This is a genomic window from Bacteroidales bacterium (assembly GCA_016707785.1).
GTDB lineage: Bacteria > Bacteroidota > Bacteroidia > Bacteroidales > UBA4417 > UBA4417.
On sequence record JADJGZ010000001.1, the window covers coordinates 166,808 to 186,479 of the forward strand.

At 40.5% G+C, this 19,672-nt stretch carries 19 protein-coding genes and 1 riboswitch; of the genes, 4 read left to right on the top strand and 15 right to left on the bottom strand.

Translation table 11 applies throughout. From position 1 onward, the window contains the following. Positions 1-137: 137 nt before the first annotated feature. From IPH84_00680 to IPH84_00700, 5 genes are all read right to left on the bottom strand, one after another. Positions 138-785, bottom strand: coding sequence for a response regulator transcription factor (locus IPH84_00680; GenBank protein MBK7171754.1), 648 nt, complete (start codon positions 783-785; stop codon positions 138-140). Positions 786-835: 50 nt separating this feature from the next. Then, complete coding sequence (locus IPH84_00685; GenBank protein ID MBK7171755.1) at positions 836-2,194, bottom strand: hypothetical protein; 1,359 nt, start codon at positions 2,192-2,194, stop codon at positions 836-838. Then, the gene (locus tag IPH84_00690; GenBank protein MBK7171756.1) at positions 2,094-2,723 is read right to left on the bottom strand and encodes a hypothetical protein; all 630 of its coding nucleotides are present in this window, start codon (positions 2,721-2,723) and stop codon (positions 2,094-2,096) included. Before IPH84_00690 ends, IPH84_00685 begins: the two co-directional genes overlap by 101 nt. Positions 2,724-2,726: 3 nt before the next feature. Then, positions 2,727-3,725, bottom strand: coding sequence for a hypothetical protein (locus IPH84_00695; protein ID MBK7171757.1), 999 nt, complete (start codon positions 3,723-3,725; stop codon positions 2,727-2,729). Positions 3,726-3,867: 142 nt separating this feature from the next. Further along, positions 3,868-5,046, bottom strand: a complete 1,179-nt coding sequence (locus tag IPH84_00700) for a DUF1343 domain-containing protein (protein ID MBK7171758.1) — start codon at positions 5,044-5,046, stop codon at positions 3,868-3,870. Positions 5,047-5,147: 101 nt separating this feature from the next. On the opposite strand from IPH84_00700, the gene IPH84_00705 reads away from it, so the two are divergent. Then, positions 5,148-6,368 carry an ABC transporter permease gene (locus tag IPH84_00705; GenBank protein MBK7171759.1) on the top strand — a complete coding sequence of 407 codons (1,221 nt, stop codon included), beginning with the start codon at positions 5,148-5,150 and terminating at the stop codon, positions 6,366-6,368. A 160-nt stretch (positions 6,369-6,528) separates the two neighbouring features. Further along, positions 6,529-6,990: a hypothetical protein gene (locus IPH84_00710; GenBank protein ID MBK7171760.1), complete on the top strand. Its 462-nt coding sequence runs from the start codon at positions 6,529-6,531 to the stop codon at positions 6,988-6,990. A 20-nt stretch (positions 6,991-7,010) separates the two neighbouring features. On the opposite strand, the gene IPH84_00715 is transcribed toward IPH84_00710, so the two are convergent. The 3 genes from IPH84_00715 to IPH84_00725 all read right to left on the bottom strand — a co-directional run bounded on the left by IPH84_00715 (position 7,011) and on the right by IPH84_00725 (position 9,132). After that, the gene (locus IPH84_00715) at positions 7,011-7,304 is read right to left on the bottom strand and encodes an isoamylase early set domain-containing protein (protein ID MBK7171761.1); all 294 of its coding nucleotides are present in this window, start codon (positions 7,302-7,304) and stop codon (positions 7,011-7,013) included. Positions 7,305-7,571: 267 nt separating this feature from the next. Further along, on the bottom strand, positions 7,572-8,294 hold the full coding sequence (locus IPH84_00720) for a phosphoadenylyl-sulfate reductase (GenBank protein MBK7171762.1): 723 nt from the start codon (positions 8,292-8,294) through the stop codon (positions 7,572-7,574). Continuing rightward, complete coding sequence (locus IPH84_00725; protein ID MBK7171763.1) at positions 8,287-9,132, bottom strand: MBL fold metallo-hydrolase; 846 nt, start codon at positions 9,130-9,132, stop codon at positions 8,287-8,289. Before IPH84_00725 ends, IPH84_00720 begins: the two co-directional genes overlap by 8 nt. A 188-nt stretch (positions 9,133-9,320) precedes the next feature. Between IPH84_00725 and IPH84_00730 the strand changes: the two genes are divergently transcribed. Then, entirely contained in the window at positions 9,321-12,287 is a 2,967-nt protein-coding gene (locus tag IPH84_00730; GenBank protein ID MBK7171764.1) for a T9SS type A sorting domain-containing protein, read from the top strand. Positions 12,288-12,368: 81 nt separating this feature from the next. Here IPH84_00730 and IPH84_00735 read toward each other — a convergent pair whose 3' ends face one another. From IPH84_00735 to aroQ, 5 genes are all read right to left on the bottom strand, one after another. Further along, a complete protein-coding gene (locus IPH84_00735; protein ID MBK7171765.1) occupies positions 12,369-12,917 on the bottom strand; it encodes a DUF255 domain-containing protein in 549 nt (182 codons plus the stop codon). Between the two features lie 65 nt (positions 12,918-12,982). Next, complete coding sequence (gene smpB / locus IPH84_00740; protein MBK7171766.1) at positions 12,983-13,441, bottom strand: SsrA-binding protein SmpB; 459 nt, start codon at positions 13,439-13,441, stop codon at positions 12,983-12,985. A 49-nt stretch (positions 13,442-13,490) separates the two neighbouring features. Continuing rightward, positions 13,491-14,750 carry a TonB-dependent receptor gene (locus IPH84_00745; GenBank protein ID MBK7171767.1) on the bottom strand — a complete coding sequence of 420 codons (1,260 nt, stop codon included), beginning with the start codon at positions 14,748-14,750 and terminating at the stop codon, positions 13,491-13,493. Further along, complete coding sequence (locus IPH84_00750; protein MBK7171768.1) at positions 14,747-15,934, bottom strand: TonB-dependent receptor; 1,188 nt, start codon at positions 15,932-15,934, stop codon at positions 14,747-14,749. The genes IPH84_00745 and IPH84_00750 overlap by 4 nt, the downstream gene beginning before the upstream one ends. A 69-nt stretch (positions 15,935-16,003) precedes the next feature. Further along, positions 16,004-16,100: riboswitch (TPP riboswitch) on the bottom strand. A 243-nt stretch (positions 16,101-16,343) separates the two neighbouring features. Further along, complete coding sequence (aroQ, locus tag IPH84_00755) at positions 16,344-16,772, bottom strand: type II 3-dehydroquinate dehydratase (GenBank protein ID MBK7171769.1); 429 nt, start codon at positions 16,770-16,772, stop codon at positions 16,344-16,346. Between the two features lie 340 nt (positions 16,773-17,112). Between aroQ and IPH84_00760 the strand changes: the two genes are divergently transcribed. Beyond that, a complete protein-coding gene (locus IPH84_00760; GenBank protein MBK7171770.1) occupies positions 17,113-17,499 on the top strand; it encodes a hypothetical protein in 387 nt (128 codons plus the stop codon). Between the two features lie 145 nt (positions 17,500-17,644). On the opposite strand, the gene IPH84_00765 is transcribed toward IPH84_00760, so the two are convergent. Together IPH84_00765 and IPH84_00770 are read right to left on the bottom strand one after the other, a co-directional pair. Then, a complete protein-coding gene (locus IPH84_00765) occupies positions 17,645-18,670 on the bottom strand; it encodes a glycosyltransferase family 2 protein (GenBank protein MBK7171771.1) in 1,026 nt (341 codons plus the stop codon). A gap of 217 nt (positions 18,671-18,887) precedes the next feature. After that, positions 18,888-19,493, bottom strand: a complete 606-nt coding sequence (locus IPH84_00770; GenBank protein ID MBK7171772.1) for a DJ-1/PfpI family protein — start codon at positions 19,491-19,493, stop codon at positions 18,888-18,890. Positions 19,494-19,672: the final 179 nt, after the last annotated feature.

Here is a 19,672-nt window from a genome sequence, read left to right on the forward strand (position 1 = left end):
AAAGCAGCCCCTGTTAATGGGGCTGTTTTATTTCAGAACAAAATGTTCTATAGAGGAAATGTCGCTGAAGAATCAAGTGAGCCAACGGCCCAGACTGCCAGCTTTCTCAAAGTCATCGAACCAAAAATCCGGAGCTTTCAGACCTTATTATACCAGTTCACAAGCTCTACCCTGGATTTAAGTTGAAGCTTGAGGTAGATATTTTCAATGTGTTTTTTCACTGTGGAAGGACTGATGAAAAGCTTCTCAGCGATGTCCTGGTTCCTGGAGCCCTGCACAAGTTGTTCAAGGATTTCTATTTCCCTCCTGGTTAACTGTTCATCTGACTCTGGACTTATGACAGCTTTTGCTTCCGGTTTATACCCCGATACCATCATTTTCAGTGATTTTGAAGCAATGAGCGCCGACATGGGGGCTCCGCCTTCCATAACCTCTTCGAAAGAAGCAAGCATCTTGCCCAGTTTTTCATCCTTGAGCAGATATCCGGTAGCCCCGGCTTTGATGGCATTGAAGATATTGTCTTCAGTTTCGAATACAGTGAGCATGATCACCTTGATATGCGGATACGACTGCCTGATCCTGAAGGTTGTTTCTATTCCATCCATATCTGGCATCTCGATATCCATCAGGATGATGTCAGGATGCTGATGATTATTCTTCAGCCAGTCAATTGCCTTCCTTCCACGGTCCTCATGAAACAGCAGGCTGATATTGTCAACCAGCTGGAGTTTCTGCATCAGCTGTCTTGCCAGGCGGATATTATCATCCACGATCCCGATCTTCATAGGTATTCCTGTTTTCATGGCAAGTTTAGCTCAGTTGATGAAAATATATATCAGCCATTCAGCCTATTTTTTGCAATCATCATCTCTACAATTGTACCTTTCGGATGATTTCCACTGATCTTCAGATCAGCATGTATATCTGCCGCCCTTTGTCTCATGGAAAGAAGTCCATGCCCTTCAGTTGAATCTGTCTGAATGCCTCTTCCATCGTCCTCAATGACAATGCGTATATATTCCTCATTTTCCTCTATAACTACCTTAAGAATTCCTGCTTTGGCATGTTTCAGGGTGTTATGAACAGATTCCTGCATAATACGGAAAAGATTTAGTCCTATGATAGGGTCAATTTGAAGTGTGGAATCGAGATGATTCAAAAACATGCATTTAATCCCAGGTTTACTTTCCATGATACGGAAAAACCACTTTTCGAACTGAACAGCCAGGCTGCTGCTGGTCATGGAGCCAGGTGCCAGTGCCCAGATGGAATCACGAAGCTGTTGCATGCTCTCCCTGGCTGCTTGTTGCAGTTTATCGAGGTTGGAGGGTAGCTGATCAAGTTTGTCAAATTCAATCAGCATTTCGGTTGCTTCCAGTCCTGAAATCAGGTATGTGAGCTGGCTGCCAAGGTTATCATGTAATTCCCTTGAGATCCTCGTCCTTTCCTGTGCGACCTTTCTTTCAGCATCTAGCTTTTGTAACTTCCAGCGAAGCCTGATATAGGAGAAATACCTGACAATGAAGAAGATGGCTGCAATTACCAGAAGCCCTGCAAATATTCTAAACCAGGTAGTCTGCCAGACCTTTGGCTTTACTACTACGGAGATACTGATATTATCTGCATTCAGGTAGCCTGTTTCATCGATCAACCTGATATTCAAGGCGTATTTCCCGGGAGGTAAATAATTGTAAATGATTTTATTCAGGGCTTTTGAAGTTCGATGATAGTTTTCATCTACTCCTTCTAACTGATATTCAAAAACCGGTTTTAAATGAGGAAGTCCCGCACTAAGTAATACTGTGAGATCAAGCGATTGATTGCCTGCCGGTACTACTATGGAAGAAATGCTGTGAAATCCTGACAGGACAGAAATTTTTTGCTTTGAATGGAATATTTCAGGAATATCTTTTCGATAGAATGTAAGCATGCCTTTCTCCCCCGCGACCATTACTACCTCATCATCCATATAAAACGCCATCTGGTTGAAATCATTGAATGGCAGTACATTGGAACGGTTTATCAGAGTAGATTTCAAGGATTTTCTATTCAGCAGGCAAAGTCCATTAGAGGTAAGCAACAGATGATCCCTGTCAGGGAAGAGTATTCCATACACATTTACTGGTGAGGTTGCCAGTGGTATAGAGCTGAAGATCCTGGTGGTAGTATCGTAAGAACACAGGCCGGCTCCCATGGTAGCAAGATAAAAGGTTGACCCATTGACCTGGTTTGATATCCAGAATTACATTGCTGCAAATAGTGTTTTCTTCATCAGTATTACTAAAATAAGAATGGACCAGTTTCAGGTTACGGTCAAAAATTTTAAGTCCCAGGCCTGTCCCCAGCCACAAATGGCCCGATTGATCTTCATAGGCACTAAAAACATTGTCTGAGCGGACATAAGCCTGGTTGAAATAGATGATCTGTTGACTTTTCTGATCAAAAATAAATGGACTGATATTGGTTTGAAGAAGTATTCTTCCATCGGATAATCGTTTGCATCCATAACTAAATTCAGTTTTGATAGCCGCATTGATAACCTGGTGTGGTTTAAACGAATAAGTTCTTTTATTCATCAGCCAGAAGCCTTTTCCGTAGGTTGCTACAAGGTAATCGTTATGATCATAGTCAATGACTGAGCAAACAGGAAATCTGCTAACAGATGAGGTCGGGACGAGTTTTAAGTCTGAGACCTGCGCCCTGCGAATTGTCCAATGCAGCACCCATTAGTAGAGCCAATTATCACTTTCCTGTTTCATCCAGTTTTCGGAAGTACCAGAATGAACGGCATCCGGCTTTTCATTTGTCAGGAAAGAAATTTTCGATGAATTATGATCCTGGTAACTCATTCCGCTTCCATCGCCACCCGCCCAAAGAACTCCTGATGGGTCGAAGTAATAACAGTTTGGAGAGGTTGAAGTTACTGTTGCTTCATTACCTGTTTCTTTGGTAAAGAATAATGGTTGAGGATCATTTAATGACCGAAGGACTCCCATTCCCTGTTCACTGAAAAACCAGATAAGCTCTTTGCTGTCCCTGTTCAATAATCGTCGGGAAGTAGGTGCAAATGTTACTTTATAAGGTAGTCGTATTAACTTCTTCGCATTGATTTGAAGCCGGTATAATCCGTCCTTTTTTGCAATTATCCAGCAATTTTCTTTTTCCCACCAGGCGGCTCCCAGTATAGCTGAATCTGACAGTATTAACTGTTGATTTCCGGACTTATACCTAATCAAAGACTTAACAGTATAAAACACCAGTGACCCATCTTCATCAAGCATGAAATCATAGGTACCAGGCGTCACAATGGTGTCGAGCATATCCATTTTGCCGGCCCTGATATCCATCTCAAATATTCCCATATGGGTTAGTCCATATAGGTGAGTACTGTCTTTGTTAAAAGCTATCCGGTTCACGCCTGAATGAAAGGTTTGATTGCTTTTATACGAAATAATGGTCTCGTTGGCGGGATTAAACCTGACAAGAGCATTCCGCGCACCTGCATAAATATAGGTTCCATCAGTTCCTAAAGCACTGATGAAAGGATTGATTTTCAGACTGTCAGGAAAAAGCACTTTTCGATACTCCGTACCATCAAAGCAGTACAAACCGGTGGAAGTACCCATATATAAAAGTCCATTTGGAACCCTTAAGAAACAAGTGACAGAAGGATCAGGAATTCCATCTTCAATATCAAGGCTCCTCCAGAGACTCTGCTGTGTCAAACCCCGAAATGGAGTAGAAATAATAAGCAGCAAAACTGTCGAAATAAAAAGGTTTTTCAGTCTTTCTGATATCATAAAACAAATGCTATTCTTTAATATCCGGGATAAAGTAAGAACTATGAGAGTTTAACATGCTGTAGGATTATTGATTATCAGGATAAAGCAGGTATTTATTCCTGGTTTTTTTGAAATGGGTAAGATCCTTTTGCCAGCTTTCGCGGATTGCTTCTTCTGACATGCCTTCCATCACCTGCTTCCTGAGTTTGTCGGTGCCTGCAAGTTTATCAAAGTAGGGAATGAAAAATCTGGAATTCATGTTGAGTTCCGTATAAGCCTTAATCAACCAATCAAGGTTCACTTCACCCTGGTGTTTCAGCCTGGCGACCTCTTCTGAAAGTCTGAAACCATGACATTCAATTCCTTCGAGGGGTGGTTTGTCGCTAACTCCCGAAATAGGTATGGGGGTAAAGGCCATATTCCCGGACTTCAGGTCAGGATGTCCATAGATTTCAAAAGGAAAATCTGTTCCTCTTCCAATGCTTACTACTGTACCTTCAAAAAGGCAAAGTGAGGGGTATAAATAGATAGAATTCATCCCTGGCAAATTGGGTGAAGGCCTGACAGGTAATTGATATCGGGTGCTATGAGAATATTTACGGCATTCAATTACCACCAGTTTGCAATGAATTCCGTTTTTCAACCATTTCTCTCCGTTAACCATGAGAGCATATTCGCCAATGGTCATGCCATAAACGATGGGCACCGGGTGTAATCCAACAAAGGAGGTAAATGCTGGCTCCAGCACAGGGCCATCAATAAAATAACCATTAGGATTGGGACGATCGAGGAGGATAAGAGGAATATTATTCTCTGCACATGCCTCCATAACATAAGTCAGGGTGGATATATAGGTATAGAACCTGCATCCTACATCCTGGATGTCGAAGATCATGATATTAATGCCTTTCATGTCCTCAGGCTTTGGCTTCTTATGGTCGCCGTACAATGAAACAACCGGAATGCCGGTCTTAGAGTCGGTTTCATTGTCAATCAGGGCACCATCAGCGGCATTTCCCCTGAATCCATGTTCCGGACTGAAAATCTTTTCTATTTTGATACCCCTTGATAATAAGGTGTCAACTAAATGAGTTTTGCCAACCATAGAGGTATGGTTTCCAACCAATCCAATTTTTTGTCCTGTCAGCATCGGGAGATACTCATTCATCCTGTAAGAAGCAGGGATCACCAGGTTCCCATCTGCAAAAGAAAAGAAAGGAATTACCAGGTAAAACAATATTGCAACACTGGCTATTAGCTTCATTGGGCTTAATTTAGTATCAATTCAGTGAATTAGAGATATGGTTCAAACTGCTGTGTCAACACATTCTGTCCTTTTCCTACCTTTGCCTGAAAGCATATCCGGTGAATTTTGAATTATTTATAGCTAAGCGGATGATCAGGGGCGGAAAAAAAACACTTTCCGGTCCTGTGGTCAGGATTTCTATTGCCAGCATAGCTCTTGGCCTGATGGTAATGATCATTTCCGTGGCAATAGTAACCGGTTTCCAGCAACAGATCAGGGATAAAATTACCGGTTTTGGGGCGCATATACAAATTGCAAAGTTCAATTTAAGTAATTCCTTTGAATATCCTCCAATTCCAATGAAGCAGGATTTTTACCCTTCATTGGAGAAACTGCCGGGAATAAGGCATATCCAGGTGTTTGCTACCAAAGCCGGGATTATTCAAACAGAAGAACAGATGCAGGGAGTAGTTATGAAAGGCATAGGTTCTGATTTTGACTGGTCATTCTTCAAAGACAAGCTAGTAGGAGGATCCACGTTTATGGCTGGAAAGCAGGAAGCGAATGATTCTGTACTCATTTCCCTTGGACTTTCCAAACTATTGAAGCTCAAGATAGGCGATCCTTTAAGAACCTATTTTATTGTGGATAACCAGGCAAGAGGGCGGAGATTTATCGTTTCAGGGATTTATAATACAGGTCTTGAAGAATTTGATAAGCTCTATATTTTTGGTGATATCCGTCATATTCAAAAACTAAATGGATGGGATTCCAGCCAGGTATCAGGTTTCGAAGTAATGATCAATGATTTTGATAAGATTGATGAAACTACGGAAATGGTTTATAAAAATATTGGTTATGAGCTTGATGCCAGGTCAATTACTGAAATCTACCCGCAATTATTCGACTGGCTGGAACTCCAGGACATGAATGTTGTAATTATTCTTGTTTTGATGGTGTTGGTATCTACAATCGCCATGATCTCCACCTTGCTGGTACTGATACTGGAACGAACACAAATGATAGGGGTGTTAAAAGCCCTCGGAATGCGAAACAGAAGTATCAGGAAGGTATTCCTTTACAATGCAGTTTATATCATCACACAAGGATTGCTAATAGGCAATATTGCCGGTATTTTACTGTGCTATTTACAGCAACAATTCGGACTTGTTCATTTGCCGGAGGAGTCCTATTTTATGAGTGTGGTGCCTATCAACCTTGCCATTGGACAGATATTGCTTTTGAACATTGGGACCCTTATTGTATGTAGCCTGATGCTTATCATACCTTCTTATATTATTACTCGTATCAGTCCTGTAAAGGCTATTCGTTTCGATTAGAGATTTGCTTTTTGTGATTTTTTTTCATATCTTTAATATCGGATCACATAAAGTCTGATCCGCTACATATAGTTCTCAGGATAAACATTGTGCTCTAAATAGCCTGCATTCTCACCTGAATATGCAGGCATTGGTATTAGTGACAATAAAACCTAATCAAATGAAACTATTTGATAAAAAGGGAATTATGATTATTCCTGTGCCGGAGAAGCATCAGGTTGCAACAAAGGAAATTATCGTAATTAAAGAATGCTTTTGTCCGAATGGGCACAGACTCATTCATAAAAAGGCCCGGTTTGGAGACTATGATGGTATAGTCATCGGAGTAAACCAGGTTTCCGGGAAAGGCCTTATTGCCCTAAGTCCAGTATATGGTGACAAATCCAGGATTAGCATTGATATTGATTTACACGAAGGGGAACTATTGAACCTTGTTTGTCCTGAATGTAATGTAGGTCTTCCTGTTTATGGAAATTGTGAGTGCGGAGGAGAACTCATGGTAATGTTTATGAAACCTGAAAAAGATTTTATGAATTGTGTAGGAATTTGCAACAGGGTTGGATGTAAACATGCAGAAATAAAAAATGAGGGCCAGTTGATGACCCTCATTCAAGGTGATTAGTCTATATGTTGTTTCAGTAATTAGAGTACAACTACTGAATTCTCGTTTCCAAGTGGAGTAGGTACATGTTTGTCAGCTTGCTCATCATTGAGCCAATTACTGCCATCCACGAGAAAACGATACTGATATTCGCGTCCGGTTTCAAGCTCGAGTGATGCTGAGAAAATGCCGTCTTTTGATTTCTTCATCGGGGTGGAAGCTTCGTTCCAACCATTGAACTCTCCAACTAAGGCAACATGCTTTGCTTCTGAGGAAAGTTGAAAAGTAACTTTACAAACAGGTTTTGATTTAAGATACTGTCTTTTAGCAATCATTTTAATAAAGTTTGGTGAATACTAAGTCTAAAAATTTAGCGGGTGCAAAAGTACTAATTATTTTTAATAGTTCTCAATAATGATATTAACAGTTTGTTAACAAGCAAATTGATGATCTGGAGGATCGGTCTAACTTGCTGTAATGCTTATGGCTGTATAAAATATTTTATAAAGTCGATGCCCGGTTCAATGTTTTCCAGCTGAATAAAAACTTAAAAAAAACTGTAATTAACGACAGGAGATTTCCAGATAATGCTCAATTTATAATCAGGATTCCTTTTTGTGTAATCCACATTCCTTATTATCCGGTAATTCCCACCACCAACGCCCCGCACGAATATCTTCCCCTTTATTTACGGACCTCGTGCATGGCTGGCAACCTATACTGGGAAACCCTGCATCATGAAGTTTATTATAGGGTACATTATTTTTATGGATATAATCCCATACCATTTCATCTGACCATTCAATCAATGGATTTACTTTAATGAGCTGGTTATTTTCATCCCATTCGATCAGCCGGAAATTGGTTCGGGTAACTGATTGCTGTCGACGTAAGCCGGTAATCCATGCATCCAGTCCATTTAATGCCCTTTTTAAAGGCTCTATTTTCCTTAAATTGCAACATTCTTTTCTGTTTTCCACACTCTCGTAAAAGAGATTAATCCCCTTGGTGTTCACCATTGTTTCCACCATTTTTGCATCAGGAAAATACACATCAATGGGAATTCCGTACCTGTTGATAGTCCGATGAAGTACCTCATAGGTTTCAGGAAACATCCTGCCTGTATCCAAAGTAAAAATAGAAACTCTCTTATCGATTCCTGCCAGCATAGCGGTGATAACCTGGTCTTCAGCCCCCAGGCTGCTGGAGAAGCGGATCTTATTACCAAACAGGCTGAGAACTTCTTTAAGGATGTATTCCGGGCTCTCACCTTCTAATCGTCCATTAAGTTCTTCTATGGTTGCTATTGTTTCGAGGTTATTCATAGTTCTGTGAATTCAGTCTAAAACTCTTATCCATAACAATTCCCTTTTCACCATGCATTAAAGTACAACATTCATTGTAATAATCATGTTCGAAAATCAATATGTATTTGTTGTCAGCTGCTTCATTCATAAAGGCAGCTTTTTCATCCATGGTTAAAAGGGGTTGAATATCCACTGACGGAACAAAAGGCATCGGGATATTAAAAGCTGTTGGAATGAAATCTCCCATAAATACATAGGTTTTTCCTTCAATTTGCATAAATGGAATCAGCTGTCCCATAGTATGCCCGTTATAGATCCTCAGTGTTATCCCCGGGAATAGTTCTGTCTCCTCATTCAGAAGTTGAAGCCTTCCACTTTCCAACATTGGTAAAAGGTTATCCTTAAAATAAGCCGCAGATTCCCTTTTATTGGGATGAATGGCCCATTCCCATTGCTGAAATGAGCAATAATATGTTGCATTCGGGAAAACATGAATCAAATCTCCCTTTTCATTGATTTGAGTCACCCCTCCAACATGGTCGTCATGGAGATGGGTGAGGAGTATATCAGTAATTTCTTCAGGCTTCACTTTAATTTCATCCAATGCTTTCAATAAACTGACCGAAGGATCACGAAAACGAACTTTATAGTATTTTTCATCTCGCTTATTGCCCATCCCTGCATCAATGAGGATGAGTCGTTCATTTGAACGGACCAGAAGGCATCTTGTGACAATTGGCATCATGTTATTTTCATCAGCCATATTGTTGCGATTCCAAATACTTTTAGGAACCACTCCAAATGCAACTCCGCCATCCATTTTCCATAAATCGGAAATCAAGGGTATTAACTCCATAGGCTTTTTTGATTGGGTAACAAAAATATAGATTTCACATCAAAACATGGTCTGTTTAAAATGAAGGGCTTTCATTCAGGTTTTGTTTGAACTGATTAAAAAAAATAAATCTGAATGGAGATCAAAATAAAATTCATATTTTTAATCTAAGATATATCTTACTCATTATTCACTAAAATTAATCAGGTATGAAGAATCGTTTACTACTACTATGGGTAACTGCGTTTGTTTTCTCTGCTTTATGGCTGTCGGCCCAGGATCAAGCCATTAGTCCTTCGGTGATCGGAGTTGGACAGTATCACGGTCTTTCGGGGCCATTACGTGATATGCCGGCCCTTACTGAAGACGAATATGAAAAGATGATACTGGATGCCAATAAACCCAGGAATGAAGATATGAGAGAGAGAGTCTATCCATATCAGTCAATTGCATTGCCGGTTGGGGATGATCCAGCATGGCAGAGAACTATGGGCAAAACACAGGCTGTTAAAGCTCCGATTGTTTCATTTGACGGACAAAGTTCCCCCTATTTCCCACCCGATGCCAATGGTACTGCCGGCCCTAATCATTACATGCAGACAGTGAATTCTGTTTATGCAATCTATTCAAAAACAGGTGCACTGGTTGCAGGTCCCACAAATTTAAACCTGCTTTTCGGCAGTGTTACAGGCGCTACCTGTAATGATGGTGATCCAATTGTCCTCTATGATGAACAAGCCGCCAGATGGCTGGTTATTGAGTTCTCCATATGTGGAACCAATGACTATATGCTGGTTGCTGTGTCTCAAACCAATGATCCCACCGGCAGTTGGCACAGGTATTCTTTTGATGTTGACGATATGCCCGATTATGAAAAAATTGGGATATGGCAGGATGGATATTATATGGGTACCAATAATAGTGCTACTGGTAAAAAGGACATCTATGTTTTTGAAAGGTCGAAGATGCTGAATGGACTAACTCCCCAGATGGTAGGTTTCGACAATGCATGGAGACCCACAACCATTGATGGATTTATGTGCGTTCCTCCGGTTGATAATGATGGCACATTTGCACCAGCCGGTAGTCCCGGTTTATTTATTACGATCAACGATGATGCTATCGCAGGAGGAAGCGACCAGCTTTGGATATATGAGCTGGCTGTTAACTGGACAACGCCCACTTCTTCAACTTTTAACAGGGTGCAGCAGCTATCCGTTCCTGCTTTCGACAGCAATTTTGGCGCTAACTGGGATAATATCAAACAGCCGGGAACAACCAGGGAACTGGATGCTATTCCACAGGTTGTCATGAATGCACCTCAATACAGGAATTTCGGTACTTTCCAAACGTTGGTATGCTGTCATACTGTTGATGTTGATAATACCGACCATGCAGGTATAAGGTGGTATGAACTACGTAAAACTTCTGGTACCTGGAGTTTGCGCCAATCAGGAACCTATGCCCCGGATGCACATTCTCGCTGGATGGGGAGCATACGGTTAAACGGGCAGAATGAAATAGGTTTAGGATACTCTATTTCAAGTACAACTGTTTATCCGGGTATTCGCTATACCGGACAATCATCTACAGCATATGCAACTGGTGCAGGAGCTCTGGACCTGGCTGAACAGACCATTACAACCGGAGCTTATTCCCAAACTTCTTACAACCGTTGGGGAGATTATGCAGGATTAAGTGTTGATCCAGCTGATGATAAAACATTCTGGTTTACGACAGAGTATATTGGAGTTTCACAAGCACGTAAGACCAGGGTTGCTTCATTCCAGGTAGGTACAGCTCCGGCAGGTCCAGACCTGGTGGCGCAAAATCCATCCGCTAGTCCGTCTTCCATTCAAAATGGCCTTACTACTACTGCTTCCTGCACAGTTTATAACCAGGGAGGAGCAAGTGCAGTAGCATCCAGCCTGAAGTACTATTTGTCAACAGATAATACTTATAGCGCAGGAGATGTTTTACTTGCCACTGATGCAGTAACAGCGCTCAATGCAAGTGCTTCAGCTGCGGTGAGTGAAGTAGTAACGATTCCATCTTCAACAACCCCGGGGACCTATTTTATCCTTTTCTTTGCCGATGCAAATGCGCAGGTAACTGAAACCAATGAAAGTAACAATGTCAGCAGTTTCCAGGTAGTGATAACCTCATCTGCAGGGAGTCCTGACCTATTGGTACAAACCCCGGCTGCTGCACCTGCTACACTAAATGCAGGTCAGACTACTACTGCATCTTGTACGGTATTTAACCAGGGAACTGCGATATCTGCTGCATCCAACCTGAAATATTATCTTTCTGCTGATAATGTTTATGGAACTGGGGATACCTACCTGGCAACTGATGCTATCACATCACTTGGAATCGGTTCAGGATTAGCTGTAAGTGAAGTGCTGACCATTCCTTCTGCGACAGCTGCCGGTACCTGGTATATTCTGTTTGTAGCTGATGCCGATGCACAGGTTGCAGAAAGTAATGAAACCAATAATGTTTCCTCAGTGACGATAGTAGTTCAGGTCGTTTCACAGGGATGTAACAGCACTACCCTATACCCGAGCTCAACCCTGACGCCTACTACCAGTTGGAAAACGCAGAATTCAATTTATGCCGGAGAGTATGCAGTTTTCAATGTAACTTCAGGGAGAGTTTACCATTTTTCATACTGTAGTGCGGATGGTGCAACTGCATCTTATGATTCAGAACTAACTCTGCGCAACCGAACCACTGATGCATTTATTGCTTATTCTGATGATGCATGTGGAGATGATGCCAAGATAATCTGGACAGCCACATTTACAGGGACTGTGAAGCTGGTTACAACTGTTTATGGATGTGGTACAAATACCACTAGTACTAAACTTCGTTACAAGTATACCACTGCAAAAGAAGCAGAAGGGCTGTCGATGGAAGAAAGTGCTGAATACCTGGTATACCCGAATCCAACCAATGGCCTGATCAATGTTGAAGCCACTAATGGATTTGGTGATTACCGGTATATTGCTGTTTATGATGTATCCGGAAAAGAGGTGAGTCGTTTCATCATTCCTGAGAAATCAGAGAATCTTTATACTGTAAATATTGAAGATCAACCTGCAGGTTATTACCTTGTAAGGATAATTGGAAATAAAGAACAGAAACAATTTAAAGTATTGCTAACCAGATAATACTTAGCAATTTTCAATCACAAACAACCCCGAATATTCGGGGTTGTTTGTTTTGAATCAGATGGAATTCCAAACTGCTAACTATTTAGTATTTTCAATTGAGTCAGTAAAATCCTTCCACGTTTTGGACTTATAGGCTCCAGTTCCTATGTATTTCAACAATGGTATCAGGTCTTCAGGCTGAGAATAACCCTGGGTACCGGTAATTGAGTTTCCTTTTGAATCAAGATAAACATAAGTGGGATAAGCCAGTTTTGAACCAGCCAGAGCAATGGCAAGCTGGTGAGTGGAACGCTGTTTGGTTGGGGCAGGGTTATTATAAATCATTCCATTAAAGGCAATAGGGGATTTTTCTTCAGCATTGAGCTTTATTGCAACGTAATGTTCATTCAGATATTTAACTACATCAGGGTTGCAAAATGTTTCTTTGTCCATTTTTTTGCACCAACCACACCAGTCAGTATAAATATCAACGATTACATACTTCTTTTTCTTCTTTGCCAGTTTCATGCCTTCTTCGAAAGAGTACCAAGTAACTACATCTGCTGCTGGTTCAGTATTTTCTGCCTGAGCAATGGTAAAAGAAGGGAAAAGGATGGATAGGAGTATTCCGAAGAGGATAATTTTCATGGACCAAGATTTTTATCAATAACGCGATGATAGAATCAAAAGTATTACTGAGATCAGAAAAGAGATCAATCTTCCTGACGCCTTTCCATCTCTCTCTTCTGATCCTTGGATTTCAGAGTTTCACGTTTGTCGTAGGTTTTTTTGCCCCTGGCAATGTGAATGGTGAGTTTCGCAAGTCCCCGTTCATTGGTAAACAGTTCAACCGGAACGATTGTAATCCCTTTGTCTTTTGCTTTTCCCTGGAGTTTTCGCAATTCTCTTTTACTCAGAAGCAACTTTCGGGGCCTTTTAGGATCATGATTGAACTGATTGCCATATTTGTATTCCGATATATGCATATTCACAACAAACAGCTCATCTGAATTGAATACACAATAACTATCGGTAAGATTCACTTTCCCTTCCCTGATAGCTTTTATTTCAGTACCCAACAGCACGATCCCTGCTGTAAATTCATCCATGAGCATATACTCATGCCATGCCTTCTTGTTCTTTATCCTAACTTGGTTTTCGTCGGTTGCCATAGGGCTGCAAATATAAGAAAACTCGCAGTCCCTATTATTTTACTTCCTTTCAGAATTTAAGGCTCATCCCTGCCATGAAATTAATACCTGCCTGCGGGTAATACCCATCAAGCACTTTCATTTCATTAGCCTCCATGTATCTGTAAATCCATGCATTAGACTCATATTCATGATTGAAGATGTTGTTTATAAAAGCATTAATTCTGAGCTCTTTAAGGAATGCTGGGAAGAAACTATAAGAAAAACGAAGGTCATTGATCAGGTATGCATCCAGTTTCCTGGATTCATCCTGTGTATTGTCGAGGTACTGTTTCCCTACATATTTAGAAATAAAATGTATGCTGAGATTCTTTAGGGGCTTGAGTTGCACGTCACTATTCAGAATCAGCGAGGGGGAGAATGAAAGATCAGTATTCTGATGCTCAAAGCTCTCCTGGCTCCAGGTATCCCAATTGTCGACATATTCAGTGAATTTCCTGATTTTGTTCCTACTTATCGTTGCTGACAATCCCCAATTCAGTTTGTCTGTAAACTCTATTTTCCCGGAAACTTCTAGTCCGAGCCGGTAGCTTTCAGGAACATTTACCATTACCGGAGCTCCTACATCATTGATTGCACCTGTGAGTACCAATTGATCGTTATAAAGCATCCAATACAGATTAGAACTCAGCAAAACATGAGTTGACTGGTATTTATGGCCTATTTCAAAATCGTAGAGGGTTTCTGGGCGAGGTGCAGTTTCTGACAGATCTGCATCTACAAAATTATCCCGATTGGGTTCCCTGTTGGCTATACCAAAAGAAAGATAGGCAGCATTGTTTTCATCTATTGTGGCGTTAATTCCTGCTTTTGGATTAAAAAAGGTGAAATTATGATCCTGGGTAATATCTCTTGAATCATCATCGATTCCATCAATTCCATAATTAATCCTTCTTAACTGAAGATCAGCAAACAAGCTGAAAACCCGGGAAAGATCGTAGTTTGCTTTACCATAGATATTAAAATCCTGTTTTTGTGCTTTACTCCGGTACCATTCGAGATCAGGAGGCGCTGCCATTGCAATTTCTGACCATATTACCCTTCCAAAGTGCCTGCCTACATATATATTCCATGATCCTCCCACAGAAGTCTGAAGCGGACCTGATTTCCAGGACAAAGAATAGGTTATGCCGGCAAAATCATTATCAAGCCACTTCCGGCGTATAAGATCAGCATTGGTAACCAGGCTGTCAGGGAAATACAGGGTATCGCCTTGCTGAACAAGATAAGGTCCCGGTAAATGGATCGGTTGAATTCCATAATCTATCAAATCATCACTTTCCTGAATTGTTCATAATATCCTTTTCCTTTGGAGTAATGGGCTGCTGCATTCAGGAAGAGTGATTTGTTTAGCTGTCGTGAATAGAGCAACTGGTAGTGGGTTTGTTTATAGTTATCTGTTTCATTTTCATAATACTGGAGCTTTCCATTGGCATCCATATAAGCTCCCATGCCATTAAATCTTCGGTTTGTGTCAAGAATATAACCAGGTATTCCATCCCAGGCCTGGTAAGTTGTTTCCTTGCCTGAAACCAGGTTAAACCGCAGAGAATTCAGTTTATCAGAGTAAGAACCGCCAATATGATAGGATTGAAGGTTAGAAGCGGCTCTATCAATAAATCCATCTGATCTTACATCGGAAATTCTTCCACTAAAACTCCAGTGTTTATTGATCAGACCTGTCCCAAATGATCCTGAAAGGCGAGAGGATTGATAGGAACCCAAAGCGCCTGAAATCTCCCCATAGGGTTCTGTAGGAATAGGAGAGGAGAGGAGATTAATACTGGCACCGAATGCTGCCGCACCATTGGTAGATGTACCAACACCCCGTTGAATCTGAATATTGTCAGTAGAGGCAGCAAAATCAGGCAGGTCAACCCAGAAGACATTATGCGATTCAGGATCATTTAATGGTATCCCGTTTATGGTCACATTAATCCTGGTCATATCTGTCCCCCTGATTCTCAGGGCTGTATATCCTATTCCATTTCCTGCATCGGAAGTGGTAACCGCTGAAACAGATCCGGAAAGTAACATTGGGAGGTCTTTCCCCTGGTTAGATGCCATGATTTCAGTATGGGAAATATCCTGAAAAGTGATAGGCGCGTTTGCATCAACACGGGTTGAATGTATAATTATTTCATCAGCCATGAATGCGCTTGGCAGAAGTTCGATTTCAATGTTACTGTCTGAATGAAGTGCTACCTTCCGCATTTCAGTTGCATAACCCAGGTAGCTGATAATGAGGGTATATGAACCACTTTTTAATTTCCCAAACTGAAATTCACCATTTGAACCTGTGATCGTTCGTAATTGAGTGTTTTCAAGAATGATGTGAGCCCCTGAAAGTGGTTCCTTCAGGTCATGACTCATAACCTTGCCTTTGATGGCGAATTGTGCAAAGGATTGCAAAACAAATGCAGAAAGCAATGCAAAAAGGACGTTCCTTTTCATACCTGATTTGATGTTTGTTAAGTTAAACCTTGAATGTTGAAAGGGGGCAATCCGCCAACGGCGAATCATTCAAAGTTTCCCTTCATTCCCTACGCCGGCATTACCCGGATCAGGTTATATGGGTTTGATCTCAGCCCGATTGTTTAGGGCACCCCGATTCATGAGGAGACAAAGGTACGAATATTTTGGATTTTTGATTTTTGATTTCGGATTTCGGATGTTTAATGTCTGATGTGGGATGTGGGATGTCGGATGTTTAATGTCTGATGTCGGATGTGGATGTGTCCGGATGTCGGATTTTAGATCTTGGATATGGATTTGGGTCCCTTGGATATTGATTTTGGTCTTGTCCGCCAGCTGGCGGATGGGTCTTGGATCTTGGAGAAATGTGACAGCCTGATTTTAGCCTTTATTTGAGAGCACTACCTGCTAAGAACTCAATGGCTAGCCTGTATGAATCGAGTCCAAACCCTGAAATAATTCCCTTAACACCTGCAGAAATCATTGAACGGCTCCGGAAATCCTCCCGGGCATGAATATTTGAAATATGTACCTCAACCACCGGAATTGAAATGGCTTTGATTGCATCGCCTATGGAAACAGATGTATGTGTATACCCACCTGCATTAAGCACAATAGCATCCGCTGATCTGTCAGCTTCATGAATCCTGTTAATCAATTCCCCTTCCACATTCGATTGGAAATATTCGAAATCAACGTCTTTATATTCTTTATCAAGCTTTTGAAGATACACGGAGAAGGATTCATTACCATAGATACCGGTTTCCCTGCTACCTAATAAATTCAGGTTGGGTCCATTTATGATTACTATTTTCATAATTCAGATATTATTATGATAAAATGAATGAAATTATCAGCCCCAAAAAGGAAATAATTACAGGGTTTTATTTCTGATTCTCGCACTCTCCTATCTTGACTGCTGAAGCCTTACGTAGACAAAAATAGGTAAACCAACAGAGTAAAAACTAATAAGTTTAATTTTTGATTCAAAGTTGGTAGAGGTTTTAAACATTTTGTTCAGATAATTGTTTTTTTTTCTGTTTCTGAATAACTTTATACTACAGATATATCATCATTTTAAAAACTAGTCGACTCAGACTGCCTTTTTCGCTTATCAGAGCTAATTGTTTTCATTTAATCTCTAAATTATTTAAATTATGAATGGTTCTTATCGTTTTATTATTGATGATGACAAAAGAATTGTTACCTACTATCATCAAGGTATGTTGAAAATTGAAGATATTGGAATTGCATGGCAAGACCTCGTTCTTTTGGATGAATTCAGATCCAAAGGTTACAACCTCCTGAGTGATTATTCAGACGCCGATTTTGATTTTTCTGTCCATAAAACAGAAATCATATGGGATTATTTAAAATCAATCAAAGATATTCTCAGAAACAAAAAAGAAGCTGTCATTGCCACCACTCCAACTGCTACAGCAATCAGCATGCTTTTTGAAAAAGAGACTTACTTAGCCTTAAATTTTAAAGTTAAAATCTTTTCCACCCGGGATGCAGCAATATCCTGGCTAGTGGAAGCATGAGCCAGAGTGAGCTAGAGTGAGCTAAAGTGAACTAAAGTGAACTAGAGTGAGCTGAGCTAAGTGAGCTAGAGTGAACTAGAGTGAACTAAAGTGAGCTAATTGAAAATCCGAAATCCAAAATCCAAAATGTAAATCTCTTGTTCTTCTATTTGGAGAATTTTTCAGGCTTTAGTTGGGGAAATATACGTTTATGCCTGATATAATAGTCAATGATAAGGTGCCCCCGGTAGATGCAACTAACATAATGATGTTCAGCAACCTCTTTTCGTTTGCTATGTAATTTTAGGAAATTTCGATAGAAATATAAATGTGCCCTGAGTACCGCATAGAAATCAGCATATCCGCCATCGAATAAAAACTTGAAGGCTGCCAGTCCATCCAAAGGAAAGCGCAATAATAAAACAGGGATCAGTAGTCGTCCGGGCAGGTTCTTAAACAACATGGCCAGGTTATTCCTGAAGTTCAGATAGGTCTTGAAAGATGATTTTTTAGGCAGTGTCCCTCCACCTACATGAAATACTACAGAATCGGGGCAATACATGATCTTAAAGCCTGCATTTTTCAGCCTCCAGCAGAAATCGATTTCTTCCATATGTGCAAAGAAATCAGCATCAAGTCCACCCAGGCGATGATAAAGCTCCGCTCTCACAAACATACAGGCACCTGTTGCCCAGAATATTTCACTGATTTCATCATACTGCCCCTTATCATCTTCCAGATGTTGGAACATGCGACCTTTGCAAAAAGGATATCCATAATGATCGATATATCCTCCTGCTGCACCGGCATATTCAAATTTTTCCGGATGATGGTATGATCGCAGCTTTGGCTGACAGGCAGCTATTGTCCGGTCAGATTCCATGAGATCAATTACCGGTTTAATCCAACCTGGAGTAACTTCAATATCAGAATTTAGAAGCACGTAATAATCGGCATCCACATGCACAAGGGCATCATTATACCCCTTGGCAAAACCTCCATTGGTCCTGTTCTGGATAATCCTTAGTTCAGGATAATTTTCTGCCAGGAATTCGATTGAACTATCGGTAGAGGCATTATCAGCAATGATCACCTCGGCTTCGCCATTGCTATAGCTGATCACCGACGGAAGAAATTTCCTTAGATACTCCCTCCCGTTCCAGTTTAATATGACTACAGCTACTTTAGGCAAATTCCGATAATTATGAGTGAGAGGGAAGAAATGACTGATTAATCCGCTAAATTAACAAATAATGAAGTTGACGGAGCGAATATTTCCATCATCATTCCCCATTGAATTCATCGCTGGATAGAAGATTTGTAACTGTATGACAAAATCGAGATACTCATCTGTGAGTAATACAATTGAAGTGAATAAAATAGAATAAGAAGAATTAGAGACCTTGATGTCAGTCTATTTCCCAGGTCTCTTTACGGTCAAATCCCATGATTTTCCTGATATATAAGGCATTATCCTTCGAAGTGAGTGATTCAAGCAGATATAAAGCTACATCAACTGCAGTGGATGGATTCCAGGAGGTGATAATATTCAGGTCTTTCACTATGGGTTGATTTAAGACTTCGACACCAAATTCCTTCAGCATTTCCAGGCGTTTCGGACTCCCATTGTAAGTAGTAGCTTGTCTGCCTTGAAGAATCCCACTTTTACCTAATGGAAGAGCTCCCACGCATATAGAAGCAATACTTTTTTGCTGTTGATGAAAGGATCGGATCAATCCTGTAAATCTTTCATCATAGGCATCCGTATAGAATCCATACTCCTCGAAACCTCCAGGAATAGCCAGAGCATCAAAATTATCGGGTTGGATATCTTCAATAAGATGATCCACGATGAACTTCTGATGAAAGGCGCTGTTAATCTCTTTTCTCAAACCACAGCTTTTTAATTCAGTGGAATGATCTCCGTCAACTAAATTCCAGCCTATAACATCAATAAAGGCACTGGCTTCAAGTACTTCAAATCCTTCGGCCAGAAGCAACAGAACTCTTTTCATTTATGAGCAGATTTTTTGTAAATTTAAATAAATCAAGTGATATGAAGATGGGGAGGATTCGTGGGGACTTTAAAATGCAGAATGAAAAGTGTAAAATGAAAAGTGCAAAATGCAAAATGATAAATCAAAAATGAAAAATATTCAACTCAGAATAAGAATGAAAATGAAAATCGCCTGAA